Annotated in this window: 8 protein-coding genes and 1 pseudogene; 2 read left to right on the forward strand and 7 right to left on the reverse strand. The window is 73.7% G+C overall.

Annotated features, from left to right (window positions below; genetic code table 11):
* Window positions 1-135 precede the first annotated feature (135 nt).
* Window positions 136-1,998 (reverse strand): translation elongation factor 4, encoded by a 1,863-nt coding sequence (gene lepA / locus J7W19_RS10380; protein WP_004944396.1) that lies wholly within the window; start codon window positions 1,996-1,998, stop codon window positions 136-138.
* A 205-nt stretch (window positions 1,999-2,203) separates the two neighbouring features.
* Between lepA and rpsT the strand changes: the two genes are divergently transcribed.
* Window positions 2,204-2,470 (forward strand): 30S ribosomal protein S20, encoded by a 267-nt coding sequence (gene rpsT / locus J7W19_RS10385; RefSeq protein ID WP_004944400.1) that lies wholly within the window; start codon window positions 2,204-2,206, stop codon window positions 2,468-2,470.
* Between the two features lie 248 nt (window positions 2,471-2,718).
* Here rpsT and holA read toward each other — a convergent pair whose 3' ends face one another.
* On the reverse strand, window positions 2,719-3,717 hold the full coding sequence (gene holA, locus J7W19_RS10390) for a DNA polymerase III subunit delta (RefSeq protein WP_233478086.1): 999 nt from the start codon (window positions 3,715-3,717) through the stop codon (window positions 2,719-2,721).
* Window positions 3,718-3,912: 195 nt separating this feature from the next.
* Between holA and J7W19_RS10395 the strand changes: the two genes are divergently transcribed.
* On the forward strand, window positions 3,913-4,140 hold the full coding sequence (locus J7W19_RS10395; RefSeq protein WP_040889691.1) for a hypothetical protein: 228 nt from the start codon (window positions 3,913-3,915) through the stop codon (window positions 4,138-4,140).
* Window positions 4,141-4,219: 79 nt separating this feature from the next.
* On the opposite strand, the pseudogene J7W19_RS10400 reads toward J7W19_RS10395, so the two are convergent.
* From J7W19_RS10400 to leuS, 5 genes and pseudogenes are all read right to left on the reverse strand, one after another.
* Window positions 4,220-6,745: pseudogene (locus tag J7W19_RS10400) on the reverse strand (ComEC/Rec2 family competence protein); the annotation flags it as partial.
* A 532-nt stretch (window positions 6,746-7,277) separates the two neighbouring features.
* Window positions 7,278-7,748 carry a ComEA family DNA-binding protein gene (locus J7W19_RS33795; RefSeq protein ID WP_004944411.1) on the reverse strand — a complete coding sequence of 157 codons (471 nt, stop codon included), beginning with the start codon at window positions 7,746-7,748 and terminating at the stop codon, window positions 7,278-7,280.
* A 1,309-nt stretch (window positions 7,749-9,057) separates the two neighbouring features.
* A complete protein-coding gene (locus J7W19_RS10410) occupies window positions 9,058-9,912 on the reverse strand; it encodes a DegV family protein (protein WP_004944413.1) in 855 nt (284 codons plus the stop codon).
* Between the two features lie 96 nt (window positions 9,913-10,008).
* Window positions 10,009-10,770, reverse strand: coding sequence for a hypothetical protein (locus tag J7W19_RS10415; protein WP_004944417.1), 762 nt, complete (start codon window positions 10,768-10,770; stop codon window positions 10,009-10,011).
* Between the two features lie 195 nt (window positions 10,771-10,965).
* Complete coding sequence (gene leuS / locus J7W19_RS10420; RefSeq protein ID WP_004944420.1) at window positions 10,966-13,842, reverse strand: leucine--tRNA ligase; 2,877 nt, start codon at window positions 13,840-13,842, stop codon at window positions 10,966-10,968.
* Window positions 13,843-14,140: the final 298 nt, after the last annotated feature.

The raw sequence follows: 14,140 nt of genomic DNA on the forward strand, positions 1-14,140 counted from the left end.
GTACACGTACCACGTGGGATGCCGCTCGGCGCGGCCGGAACACCGTACGGCCCCCACGAGCACACGAATACGCCCGCTCCCTCGCGGGGAGCGGGCGTCCGTGCGCCGTCGGGGGCGCGGCGGGGGCGGGACCGGCTACTTCTTGCCCTTCTCGCCGCTCTCGTCCGAGGAGAGCACCGCGATGAACGCCTCCTGCGGAACTTCCACGCTGCCGACCATCTTCATTCGCTTCTTGCCCTCCTTCTGCTTCTCCAGGAGCTTCCGCTTACGGGAGATGTCACCGCCGTAGCACTTCGCGAGAACGTCCTTGCGAATGGCGCGGACGGTCTCACGGGCGATGACGCGGGAGCCGATCGCGGCCTGGATCGGCACCTCGAAGTTCTGCCGCGGGATGAGCTCGCGGAGCTTGGCGACGAGCCGGACGCCGTAGGCGTACGCCTTGTCCTTGTGAGTGATCGCCGAGAAGGCGTCGACCTTGTCGCCGTGCAGCAGGATGTCGACCTTGACCAGGTCGGAGATCTGCTCGCCGGTGGGCTCGTAGTCCAGCGAGGCGTAACCGCGGGTCTTGGACTTCAGCTGGTCGAAGAAGTCGAAGACGACCTCGGCGAGGGGCAGCGTGTAGCGGATCTCGACGCGGTCCTCGGAGAGGTAGTCCATGCCCAGCAGGACGCCGCGGCGGGTCTGGCAGAGCTCCATGATCGCGCCGATGAACTCGCTCGGCGCCAGGATGGTGGCCCGGACGACCGGCTCGTGCACCTCGGCGATCTTGCCGGTCGGGAACTCGCTCGGGTTGGTGACCTCGTGCTCGCTCCCGTCCTCCATGCGGACGTTGTAGACCACGTTCGGCGCGGTGGCGATCAGGTCGAGACCGAACTCGCGCTCCAGGCGCTCGCGGATGACCTCCAGGTGGAGCAGGCCCAGGAAGCCGACGCGGAAGCCGAAGCCCAGCGCGGCGGACGTCTCCGGCTCGTACACCAGCGCGGCGTCGTTGAGCTGGAGCTTGTCGAGCGCCTCGCGCAGCTCCGGGTAGTCCGAGCCGTCCAGCGGGTAGAGGCCGGAGAAGACCATCGGCTTGGGGTCCTTGTACCCGCCCAGCGCCTGGGTGGCCCCGTTCTGGAACTGGGTGATGGTGTCGCCGACCTTGGACTGCCGGACGTCCTTCACGCCGGTGATCAGGTAGCCCACCTCGCCGACGGACAGACCGTCCGCGGGCAGCATCTCCGGGGAGTTGGTGCCGATCTCCAGCAGCTCGTGCTGAGCGCCGGTCGACATCATCTTGATCCGCTCGCGCTTGCGCAGCGTGCCGTCGACGACCTTCACGTACGTCACGACACCGCGGTAGGCGTCGTAGACCGAGTCGAAGATCATCGCGCGGGCCGGGGCGTCCTTGACGCCGACCGGGGCCGGGACGTCGCGGACGACGCGGTCCAGCAGCTCGGGCACGCCGACGCCGGTCTTCGCGGAGACCTTGAGGACGTCGGACGGGTCGCAGCCGACCAGGTTGGCCAGCTCGGCGGCGAACTTCTCGGGCTGCGCGGCCGGCAGGTCGATCTTGTTGAGGACCGGGATGATCGTGAGGTCGTTCTCCATCGCCAGGTAGAGGTTGGCGAGGGTCTGGGCCTCGATGCCCTGCGCGGCGTCCACGAGGAGGATGCAGCCCTCGCACGCGGCGAGGGAGCGGGAGACCTCGTAGGTGAAGTCGACGTGGCCCGGGGTGTCGATCATGTTGAGGATGTGGGTCGTGCCCTCGTCCTCCGAGGGGGCCCACGGGAGCCGGACCGCCTGCGACTTGATCGTGATGCCGCGCTCGCGCTCGATGTCCATCCGGTCGAGGTACTGCGCGCGCATCTGCCGCTGGTCGACCACGCCGGTCAGCTGAAGCATCCGGTCGGCGAGCGTCGACTTGCCATGGTCGATGTGCGCGATGATGCAGAAGTTACGGATCAGAGCCGGGTCGGTACGGCTCGGCTCGGGCACGTTGGTAGGGGTCGCGGGCACGCAGGATCCATTCGGTGACTTCGGCGTTTGCACGCCAGTCTCGGCGGGAGTCGGGTATACGACCCCTCCATCGTCCCATGAGCGGCGCCCGCCGTCCGGTTTGGGACGGCCCGGGGCGGGCTGGTAGCCTGGTCCACTGTGCTTCGCGACCCTCTCACGCGCGGAGCGCACTCTCGAAATCCAACGAACCTGAAAAGGCTCTTTCGTGGCGAACATCAAGTCCCAGATCAAGCGGAACAAGACCAACGAGAAGGCGCGCCTGCGCAACAAGGCCGTCAAGTCCGAGGTCAAGACCTTCGTCCGCGCCGCCCGCGAGGCCCTGGCCGCCGGCGACGCCGAGAAGGCCACCGCCGCGGTCGCCCTGGCCGGCAAGAAGCTGGACAAGGCCGCCAGCAAGGGCGTCATCCACAAGAACGCCGCCGCCAACAAGAAGTCGGCGCTGGCCAAGCAGGCTGCCTCCCTCAAGGGCTGAAGCTTGTCCGGGGCGTGAGCCCCGGTCCCTGCCGGTACCGGAACCAGCGGCCCCTCTACCGCTCCGGAACGGCACCCCGCCGCGCTCGGTCGTTCGCCACGCGGGCGCGGCATGAGCCTCAGGGCTCGCTGAACGAAACCGAGGCCCCGGCCCGTCCTTCCCCAGGACGGGCCGGGGCCTTCGGCGTATCCGGGGCTGGGGCTCTGAGCTTGGGAGGGGGCGGCGCCCCCGGCGGGCGCGCCGCGCGCTCAGTTGCGGCTGCGGGCCGCCCGGGCCACCGCGACCACGGCCTTCTCCAGGGCGTACTCCGGATCGTCGCCACCGCCCTTGACCCCGGCGTCCGCCTCGGCGACGGCCCGCAGCGCGGCCGCGACGCCGTCCGCCGACCAGCCACGCATCTGCTGGCGCACCCGGTCGATCTTCCATGGCGGCATGCCGAGCTCACGGGCCAGGTCACCCGGGCGGGCGCCGCGCGGCGCCGAGGCGAGCTTGCCGATCGAGCGCACACCCTGGGCGAGGGCGCTGGTGATCAGCACCGGGGCGACACCGGTGGACATGGCCCAGCGCAGCGCCTCCAGGGCCTCGGCGGCCCGGCCCTCCACGGCCCGGTCGGCGACGGTGAAGCTGGACGCCTCGGCCCGGCCGGTGTAGTAGCGGGCGACGACCGCCTCGTCGATCGTGCCCTCGACATCGGCGACGAGCTGCGCGCAGGCGCTGGCCAGCTCGCGCAGGTCGCTGCCGATCGCGTCGACGAGCGCCTGGCACGCCTCCGGCGTCACGGACCGGCGCGTGGACCGGAACTCCTGCCGGACGAATGCCAGCCGGTCGGCCGGCTTGGTCATCTTGGGGCAGGCGACTTCCCGGGCCCCCGCCTTCCGGGCGGCGTCGAGCAGCCCCTTGCCCTTCGCACCGCCGGCGTGCAGCAGGACGAGGGTGATCTCCTCGGCCGGGGCGCCCAGGTAGCCCTTGACGTCCTTGATCGTGTCCGCCGAGAGGTCCTGGGCGTTGCGCACGATCACGACCTTGCGCTCCGCGAACAGCGACGGGCTGGTCAGCTCGGCGAGGGTGCCGGGCTGGAGGGCGTCCGGTGCGAGGTCGCGGACGTCGGTGTCCGCGTCGGCGGCGCGGGCCGCGGCCACCACCTCCTGCACGGCGCGGTCGAGGAGAAGCTCTTCCTGCCCCACGGCGAGCGTGACGGGGGCGAGCGGATCGTCGTTCGCGGCTTTGCCCGCGGTGTTCCTGGCCATCGGATCCAGCATCCCACGCGGGTCGGACACTCCGTCCCGCGCGGGGCGGGCACTCGCCTCCGCGGTGGTGCGGACACTCCCCTCCGCGGCGGTGCGGGCATATCGCACAATGAGCGGGTGAGCAGCGTTCCCCCTTCCCCGTCCTCCTCGTCCTCCTCGTCCTCCTCTTCCGCCGACGATCGCCCGTCCCGCTTCCTGTTGGTGCTCCCGGACCGGGAGGCCGCCGAGGAGGCGGCCGAGCGGACCGCCGAGGAACAACCCCTGGACGGGACACCGCAGATCGTCCGCGAAGCCCTGGCCGGTGAGGACGACGCGGAGGACGCCCAGTGGCTGGTCGTACTGGAGGATCCGGACGGCGTGCTGGACCCCGCCGCGCTGCACGCGCTCGCCGAGGAGTACGAGGGGTGGGTCGAGACGGACTGAACCCCGCGCTCCCCCGTCGCCTCCCTCGCTCGGGAGGGCGGGCCCCCGGGTCCGGGCCGCCCAGGACGGCGTCGGCCGTACCCGTCACCGCCACCGGCCCGTCGCGGTCGGTCCGCAGCACCACCGCGCCCTCCGCGCGCAGGGCGGTGAGCGTGCGCGGCGCCGGATGCCCGTAGGGGTTGCCCGTCCCCGCGGAGACGACGGCCAGCCGGGGCCGCGCCCGGTGCAGCAGCTCGGCGTCCTGGTGGGCCGAACCGTGGTGGGCGACCTTCAGGACGTCCACCGGCGGCAGCTCCGGATGCCGCTCCAGGAGGGCGTGCTGGGCGGGCGGTTCGAGGTCGCCGAGGAGCAGGACGGTCAGCTCCCGCGCGCGCACGAGCAAGGCGACGCTGGCGTCGTTGGGGCCGCCCTCCGCCTCGGCCGCCTCCCCCGGAGGCGGTGGCCACAGCGTCTCCCAGGACAGCGGGCCGAGCCGGCCCCGCTCGCCGGGCGCCGCGGCGACGACCGGGACGCCCGCGCGGCGCGCCTCACGGCGGACGAACGCGGCCTGCCCGGGCGGTTCTTCGAACGGGGTGCCCTCGATCGTCCCCACCGCCCGGCCGCGCAGGACGCCGGGCAGCCCGTCCACGTGGTCGGCGTGGTAGTGCGTCAGCAGCAGGAGCGGCACGGTCCGCACGCCCAGCGCGCGCAGGCAGCGGTCGACGGCCCGGGGCTCGGGTCCGGTGTCGACGACGACGGCCGCGCCGTCGCCCGCCGCGAGCGCCAGGGCGTCGCCCTGCCCCACGTCGCAGGCTGCGAACCGCCAGCCGGGTGGCGGCCAGCCGGTGACGATCCGGGTCAGCGGGGCCGGCCGGAGGATCGCCAGGGCAAGCAGAAGCGAGCAGAGCGCGCCGCACCATCGCCGCCACCGGCGTCCCCGTGACGTGTGCCGTTCGGAGCGCCGCCCGGAGTGCCCTTCGGGCTGCTGGTCACGGCGCCGCGCGGCTCGGTGGACCGCGTACGCGACGGCCGCGACGGCCGCCGCCATCAGCGCCGCCCCGGGTCGGCCGCCCGGCCAGGAGAGCTCCGCGCCCGGGAGGGCGGCGCCGGTCCGTGCCACGGCGGCCGTCCAGGAGGCGGGCCAGCCCGCGAGCCAGGCGAGGCCGTGCGCCACGGGAGCGGCGAACGGGGCGGTGGCCAGGGCCGCGAAGCCCAGGACCGTGGCCGGGGCGACCGCGAGCTCCGCGAGCAGGTTGCAGGGGATACCGACCAGGCTCACCCGGGACGACATCAGCACGATCACCGGCGCGCAGGCGGCCTGCGCCGCGGCGGCCGCCGCGAGCGCCTCCGCGAACCGGGCCGGCACACCGCGCCGGCGCAGCGCCGCGCTCCAGCGCGGGGCCACCGTCAGCAGCGCGCCGGTGGCCAGGACCGACAGCAGGAACCCATAACTCCGCGCCAGCCACGGGTCGTAGAGCACCAGCGCCAGGATGGCCGCCGCGAGGGCGGGCAGCAGGGCGCGGCGGCGGCCGGTGGCGAGGGCGAGCAGGGCGACCAGACCGCAGGCCGCGGCCCGGAGCACACTCGGCTCCGGCCGGCACACCACGACGAACCCCAGCACGAGCAGCCCGCCCGCGACCGCCGTCCCCCGCAAGGGGATGCCCAGCCGACCGGCCAGGCCCCGGCGTTCGGCCCGGGCCGCCAGATGCGCCGGGCCGAACAGCAGGGTGAGCAGGATGGTCAGGTTGCTTCCGGAGACGGCGAGGAGGTGGGTGAGGTCGGTGGTGTGGAACGCCTCGTCCAGATCGGGCGGAATGCGGGACGTGTCCCCCACCACGAGGCCCGGCAACAGGGCCCGCGCGTCCGGCGCCAGCCCGTCGGTGGCCTCGCGCAGGCCCGCGCGGAGCCGTGCGGCCGCCTTCTGGAGGCCGGTCGGCTGTACGAGCACCTGGGGCGGTCCGTGCCGGACGCGGACCACGGCCGCGATCCTGTCGCCGTCGTACGTGGGCGGCGCCAGCCGGCCGGTCACCCGGAGCCGGGTGGACGGCAGGATGCCCAGCCAGTCGGGACGGACGAGGAGCAGGACGGGCGTCCGGACTCCGGTCGCGGTCGTGCTCCCCCGGGTGACCACGACCCGGGTCGCCTCCCCCTCCACGGTGACGGCCGGGGTGGCCCGCGCCGCTCCACGCACCCGCGGCCGGACCGCCCGGGGGTCCTTGGTCACCGTGACGTCGAGCGTCGCCTCCGCGTACGCCGCCGCCAGCCCCGGCACCGGCCCTCGCCGGCCGTCCGCGGCCCGCAGCGCGCCGACCACCGCACCGGCGGCACCGCACAGCAGCGCGGCGGCGGTGGCCGTGGCGAGTGCCGCGCCCCAGCGGCGCGTGGCACGGCGCGGTCGGGCGGGCCGGGAAAGGCGGCGCCGACGCGCCGGGCCGTCCGGCCGGACGGGTCCGTCGGGAGGCGGTGGGCTGGCGGCACGCGGGCTTCCGGCGGGGTGCGCGGGTCGCCCTGTACGCGCCGGGTCACCGGCGGGCGTTGTGCGCACCCGGCGAACGGGCTCGGGTCGGTCGGCGTGCGCCGCGTCACCCGGGCTCGTCGGGCGGTCGGGGCGTGCTCGCCGCCGCATCGGGCCGTGCGACGACGGCGACGGGCCGCCGGGGTGCGCGGATGCGTTCGGGTGCCTCCGTCCGTCGTGACCGGCCGGTGTGGCGGGGTGCTCGGGCCTGCCGGAGTGCTCGGTCCCGCCGGCAGGCGCTGTCCCGCCCGGGTGTGCGGGCTCGTTCCGGCGGGCCGGTTCGGTGCTGTCGGGTGGCGTCCGGAGAGCGGATGCGGGGGACGGTGGTCGGCGGGTGGAGCGAGGTGGAGGGGCGGGGAGCGTCGGGCGGGCGGTGGGGGTGCGTCGTGGCTCGGTCCGTCGACGGCACTTCACTGCGACGCGGGCCGACGCGGCGGAGAGGAGCAGGGCCACCGCGCACAGCGCGGCGACCGTCGTCGCCTCCGCGGTCAGTGCGGCGGCGGCTCCTGCCCAGGCGGCGAGCGCCGGCACCATCAGCCGGAGGTCGGCGGGGACGGCGGGCGGGGGTCCGGGTCGGCGCGGTGGGGTGTCCGGCGGGTCGGTCGCGGGTGGTGGGAGAGTCCTTTTCATGGCTGCACCGGGTTCATGGCTGCACCAAGGGGCGCAGGTCGGTGAAGCGGCGGGCTCCGATGCCGTTGACCTGGCGGAGGTCCGTCACCGAGCGGAAACCACCGTGTTCGGTGCGGTAGTCGACGATGTGCTGTGCCAGGACCGGGCCCACGCCCGGCAACGCGTCCAGTTGCTCCACCGTCGCCGCGTTGAGGCTGAGCGGGCCGTTGGCGCCCGTCGCGGGTGCGGCCCCTGCCGGTGGCCTGGAGCCGCCGCCTTGGCCCGCGCCGTTCGTGCGGGCCGGTGTGTCGGGGGGCGGTGGACCGGCGCCCGGGGGTGCCCCGACCACGATCTGTTCGCCGTCCGCGAGTACGCGGGCCCGGTTGAGTCCCGTCATGTCGACGCCGGGGCTCGCGCCTCCTGCCGCGTCCAGGGCGTCCACGACGCGGGAGCCGGCGGGCAGTCGCTGGATGCCGGGGTGGCGTACCTTGCCGGAGACGTCCACCACCACTCCCCCGGTGCTCGGGCCCGGTGTACCGGCCGGCGCCGACACGGCGGCCACCGGTGCGGGTGGGGGCGCGCCCGGTCGGCCGCGTACCGACGGCAGGGGCGCCGCCACGGGGGTTTCACGGGTGGGGGCCGGAACGGTCCGCGGTCTGCCCGTCCAGAAGTGGAAGGCCGCGAAGAGGCCGGCGGCGGCGAGGACGATCGCTAGGGCGGCGAGGGTTTTCGGGTCGATGCCGCAGCGGAGTTGGAGCCAGAGGGGCAGCCTGTCCTGGAGCGCGAGGCGCCAGCGAGTGGGGCGTGGGAGGCGCTCGGGGATTTCCGCCGGCCGGTTCGGGGCGGGGAGGGTGTCGCGGCTTGCTTCTGGCCGTGGGCCGCCCGCGCGTGGGCGTTCCGCCGTCCCCGCGTGGGTTCCCCGTCCCGGGCCGGCTCCCGCTCGGCAGCCGCCGCGTGTCCGGCGGGGGCGGCCTGGTGGGCGGTCGTGGGTGGGTGGGGGTGCGGTTGCCTTCGGTGCGGCGGTTTCTCTTGGTGCGGCAGTGTTTTTTAGTGCGGCAGCGTTCTTTGGTGCTGCGGATCCCATCAGTGCGGAGGCGCGCTCACGGAGGGTGGGCTCGGGTGTGGGCGTGGGTGCGTCAAGCGCTGCTGTCGTCGTCATGGGAATTGACGGTAGGAGCGTGCCGCGGAAGCGGGTGATCTTGGTGAAATCCGGTGGATGGTGGCGGAGTTGTGGATAACTCCGCCACCCGATCGGTGGATGCGAGCGGTTGCCGGCTGACGGTGCGTCGAGGGGTTGCGGTGGGGAGGAGGTGCCCCAGTCCCGCCCTTTCACCGTTTCTCGCGGGGCTCTGCCCCACACCCCCGGCCTGCCTACGCAGGCTCCTTCGGGGCTCCGCCCCCACCCCCGCCCCCGGCCCCGGCCCCGGCCCCGGCCCCGGCCCCGGCCCCGGCCCCGGCCCCGGCCCCGGCCCCGGCCCCGAAACCAACGGCCGCGAGCCCCTCCTAGAGATCCCGCCCCCTCAGGACTCCGCCCCACGCCCCGGCCCTGCGCCCGCCGACCCCTTCAGGGCTCCGACACCCGCCCCCGAGCCCACAGCTGCAGGCACCTTCTAGGCTCCGCCCTCGGCCCCGAGCCCACACCCGCAGGTCCCTTCCGGAAATCCCACCCCTTGCAGGCTCCACCCCGTGCCCTGAACCCACGACCCTTATCCCACGACCGCGACCCCGCGACCACGACCGCGACCCCACGACCGCGACCCCACGACCGTGGCCCCACGACCGTAGGCGCCCGGCCGCCCCTCCGGCCCCCGTCCTCACCCCTCCAACCGCGCCGACACCACCACCCCCAGCAACCCCGGCCCGGTATGCGCCCCGATCACCGCGCCGACCTCGCTCACATGCAACTCGCCCAGGTTCGGCACCCGTTCGCGCAGGTGGCCCGCCAGGTCGGCTGCTCGGTCGGGGGTGGCCAGGTGGTGGACGGCGATGTCCACGGGGGTGGTGCCGGCGTGGCTGAGGGCGATTTCCTCCAGGCGGGCCACGGCCCGGGAGGCGGTGCGGACCTTTTCGCGCAGGTCGATGCGGCCGTCGACGAGTTGGAGCAGCGGCTTGACGGCCAGTGCCGAGCCCAGCAGAGCCTGGGCGGCGCCGATGCGGCCACCCCTGCGCAGGTAGTCGAGGGTGTCGACGTAGAAGAAGGCGGCCGTGCCCGCCGCCCGCTTCTCGGCCGCGGCCACCGCCTCGTCGAGCGTCCCCCCGGCCGAGGCCGTGTCGGCGGCGGCCAGGGCGCAGAAGCCGAGGGCCATCGCCACCATGCCCGTGTCGACGACTCGGACGGGGACCGGCGCCTCCCGGGCCGCGAGCAGCGCCGCGTCGTACGTGCCGGAGAACTCGGCGGACAGGTGGAGGGAGACCACGCCCTCGGCTCCGGATTCGGCCGCCGCGCGGTAGGCGGCGGCGAAGACCTCGGGGGCGGGCCGGGACGTCGTCACCGGCCGGCGTTTCTGCAGGGCGTGGGCGACCGAGCGGGCGGAGATCTCGGTGCCCTCCTCCAGGGCCGTGTCGCCCAGCACCACCGTCAGCGGCACGGCCGTGATGCCGTGCCGCTCCATCGCCTGCTGGGGCAGGTAGGCCGTGGAATCGGTGATGATCGCGACATGGCGGGACATGAACCGGAGGTTACCCGCCCGGCGGCAGGACAAGCAGCCCGGGCCGGGGCGGTGACCGCTTCGGATCGCGGGGGCCGTCCTCGGGGCCGCCGCCGGTCAGCTCGTGCCCTCCGGGTGTCCGTTCTTCTGCCACTTCTCCCAAGGGCGGGCGTCCTTCCGCCACATGTCCTGTCCCGCTATGGCGGGCCGCGCCGGGTCCGCCTCCGGTTTCGGCTCCCGTTCCCGCGTAGGTTCCCGTTCCCCCATCGGCTCCGATTCCCGCTTCGGCTCCGATTCCCGCTTCGGCTCCGGCGACGCGGCCCCCTCCGCGTCCACCGGCGTCCAGTGCCGCAGCGCCCCCGCCTCCATCCGGATCTGCTCGCTGAGATCCGCCAGGTCGTCGTCCGAGAACCGGCGGGCGCGGTCCTGGGCGGCCCAGCGCAGCGAGTCCGCCGCCTGCCGGACGCGCTCCGTGCGCTCCCGCATCTCGGGGAGGGCGGCCTCCACCCGCTCACGGCTGGGCTCGGTCTCCAGCCGCCGGAGGTCGTCGTCCAGCTCGTGACCGTGGGCGCTCAGGCGCTCGAAGAGGGCGAGGGACTCGGAGAGCGACGGGTCCTCGGGGGCGCGCAGTCGCAGCGCCTCCTGTGTGGCCCGCATCGTCGTCCGCAGGGACAGCCGCAGCTGGGCCACCTCGCCCGCGGCGCCCGGCGCGGTGTACTGCCGGGCCTTGAGCCGGGTGTCCTCCACCGTGCGCCGGGCCTGGGTCATCGTCCGGTCCACGCCGCGCTTGACGGCCTTCACGGTCCGGACCGTCGCGACCACGGCGAGCGCGACGAGTACCGCGAAGATCAGGGCGATGATCACGGCCACGGCTTCCACGGGCGCTCCTCGACGGGCTCTCGGTCGGACCGGCGGGCCGGTCGGTTCACGGATTCTTGAGGCACCTCTCCACGGTAAACGGCACGGGCAGGCCGTGGGTTCCATCGGAACCCCCAACCTGCCCGTAGGGGAAACCCCCGAGTCCCGGACGTCACACCCGGGACGACATCGCCGGAACCGGCAGCACGCCGGACATCAGGCCGGAACGATGTTCACCAGCTTCGGCGCCCGCACGATGACCTTGCGGACACCCGCGCCGCCCAGCGCCGCGACCACCGCGGGCTCGGCCAGCGCCACCCGCTCCAGCTCCTCCTCGGAGATCGACGGTGCGACCTCCAGCCGCGCCTTGACCTTGCCCTTGATCTGGACAACGCAGGTCACGGCCTCGTCGACCAGGTAGGCCGGGTCGGCGGCCGGGAAGTCCTGGTGCACCACCGAGCCGTCGTGGCCCAGCCGGCGCCACAGCTCCTCCGCGATGTGCGGGGCCAGCGGCGCCACCAGCAGCACCAGCCGCTCCGCGACCGAGCGCGGCACCTCGGCCAGCTTCGTGACGTGGTTGTTCAGCTCGGTGATCTTGGCGATGGCGGTGTTGAAGCGCAGGTTGGCCATGTCCTGGCCGACGCCGTCGATCGTCTTGTGCAGGACGCGCAGCGTCGCCTCGTCCGGCTCGGCGTCGACGACGGTGACCTCACCGGTGTTCTCGTCGACCACGTTGCGCCACAGGCGCTGCAGCAGCCGGTACTGGCCGACGACGGCGCGGGTGTCCCAGGGGCGGGACACGTCCAGGGGGCCCATCGCCATCTCGTACAGGCGCAGGGTGTCGGCGCCGTACTCGGAGCAGATCTCGTCCGGCGTGACGGCGTTCTTCAGGGACTTGCCCATCTTGCCCAGCAGCCGGGAGACCTTCTCGCCCCGGTACCAGTAGGCGCCGTCGCGCTCCTCGACCTCGGCGGCCGGCACGGCGATGCCGCGCGCGTCGCGGTAGACGTACGCCTGGATCATGCCCTGGTTGAACAGCTTGTGGAACGGCTCGGCGGACGAGACGTGCCCCAGGTCGAACAGCACCTTGGACCAGAAGCGCGCGTACAGCAGGTGCAGCACCGCGTGCTCGGCGCCGCCGACGTACAGGTCGACGCCGCCGTGCGGCTTGTCCTCGCGCGGGCCCATCCAGTAGCGCTCGGCCTCGGGCGAGACCAGCCGCTCGTCGTTGTGCGGGTCCAGGTAGCGCAGCTCGTACCAGCAGGAACCGGCCCAGTTGGGCATGGTGTTGGTCTCGCGGCGGTAGCGCTTCACGCCGTCGCCCAGGTCCAGTTCGACGTTGACCCAGTCCGCGTTGCGGGACAGCGGGGTCTCCGGCTCGGTGTCCGCGTCGTCCGGCTCGAAGGTGCGCGGGGCGTAGTCCTCGACCTCGGGCAGCTCCAGCGGCAGCATCGACTCGGGCAGCGCGTGGGCGACGCCGTCCTCGTCGTAGACGATCGGGAAGGGCTCGCCCCAGTAGCGCTGGCGGCTGAACAGCCAGTCGCGCAGCCGGAAGTTGACGGTGCCCTCGCCGATGCCCCGCTCGGTCAGCCAGGCGGCCACGCGGGTCTTGGCCTCGGGCACGACCAGCCCGTCCAGGGAGATCTCCGGGCCGGCCGAGTTGATGATCTCGGCTTCCTTGGAGTCGAAGGAGTCCGCCCACTCCGCCGGGTCGGTGCCCCGGTCGTCCGACGGCTTGACGACGCAGCGCATCGGCAGGTCGAAGGCGCGGGCGAAGGCGAAGTCGCGGCTGTCGTGCGCGGGGACGGCCATGATGGCGCCGGTGCCGTAGCCCATCAGGACGTAGTCGGCGACGAAGACGGGGATCCGGTCGCCGGTCGCCGGGTTGACGGCGTACACGCCGGTGAAGACGCCGGTCTTCTCCTTGGCGTCGGCCTGCCGCTCGACGTCCGACTTGGCGGCGGCCTCCTTGCGGTACGCGGCGACGGCCTCGGCCGGGGTGGCGTGCCCGCCGGTCCAGTCCGCGTGGGTGCCCTCGGGCCAGCTCGCCGGGACGACGGAGTCCTCGGTGACCAGCGGGTGCTCGGGGGCCAGCACCAGGTAGGTGGCGCCGAACAGGGTGTCGTGCCGGGTGGTGAAGACGGTGGCCTTCGCGTCCGGACGGCCGTCGATCGCGAAGTCGACGTGCGCGCCCTCGCTGCGGCCGATCCAGTTGCGCTGCTGCAGCTTGATGGCCTCGGGCCAGTCCAGCGCGTCCAGGTCGTCCAGCAGCCGGTCGCCGTAGGCGGTGATGCGCATGTTCCACTGGCGCAGCTTGGACTTGAAGACCGGGAAGTTGCCGCGCTCGGAGCGGCCGTCGGCGGTGACCTCCTCGTTGGCCAGCACGGTGCCCAGGCCCGGGCACCAGTTGACCGGCGCGTCGGAGGCGTACGCCAGGCGGTACTCGCCCAGGACGTCGGCGCGCTCGACGGCGCTCAGCTCACTCCACGAGCGCCCGTCCGGCGTCGCACGCTCCCCGCTCTCGAACTGCGCCACCAGCTCGGCGATCGGCCGGGCCTTCTTCGCGTCCTCGTCGAACCACGAGTTGAAGATCTGCAGGAAGATCCACTGGGTCCACTTGTAGTACTCGGGGTCGATCGTCGCGAACGACCGCCGCTTGTCGTGGCCCAGGCCCAGCCGGCGCAGCTGCGCCTTCATGTTCTCCATGTTGGCCTCGGTGGACACCCGCGGATGGGTGCCGGTCTGCACCGCGTACTGCTCGGCGGGCAGGCCGAAGGCGTCGAAGCCCAGGGTGTGCAGGACGTTGTGGCCGGTCATCCGGTGGTACCGCGCGGTGACGTCCGTGGCGATGTAGCCCAGCGGGTGACCGACGTGCAGGCCCGCGCCCGAGGGGTACGGGAACATGTCCATGATGAACTTGCGCGGCCGGGCCACGACCTCGGGGTCACCGGCCAGCTCGCCGCCCGGGTTGGGCGCCTCGTACGTCCCGTTCGCGTCCCAGAAGTCCTGCCAGCGTGCCTCGATGTCGGCGGCCAGCGCGGCCGTGTAGCGGTGCGGGGCAGCCACCTCGGCGGCGGTAGTGGTCTCGCTCATCGTCCTCAAAGCTCCATCGATCGTCGTCTCTGCCTGCGGTCGCGCTACGGTCCCCGGATCCCCTACCGGATCCGGAAACGAAAAAGCCCCTCGCACAGGAGGGGACGCCGCGCCGATGCCGACCTGACCGGTCGGGATTGATCAGCGCGGCTCGCTAAGCAGGAGGCGTACGGCACGCATGGGGTCAGGTTACCGCAGGGGCCCCGAGGCCCGCACCGAGCCCGGGGGCCGGTGCGGCGGGCCGGGCGCCGCCCCCACAAGCGCGACGCCCCCAAAAGCTCGACGGCGCTCCAAGGGC

This window comes from Streptomyces mobaraensis NBRC 13819 = DSM 40847 (assembly GCF_017916255.1).
GTDB lineage: Bacteria > Actinomycetota > Actinomycetes > Streptomycetales > Streptomycetaceae > Streptomyces > Streptomyces mobaraensis.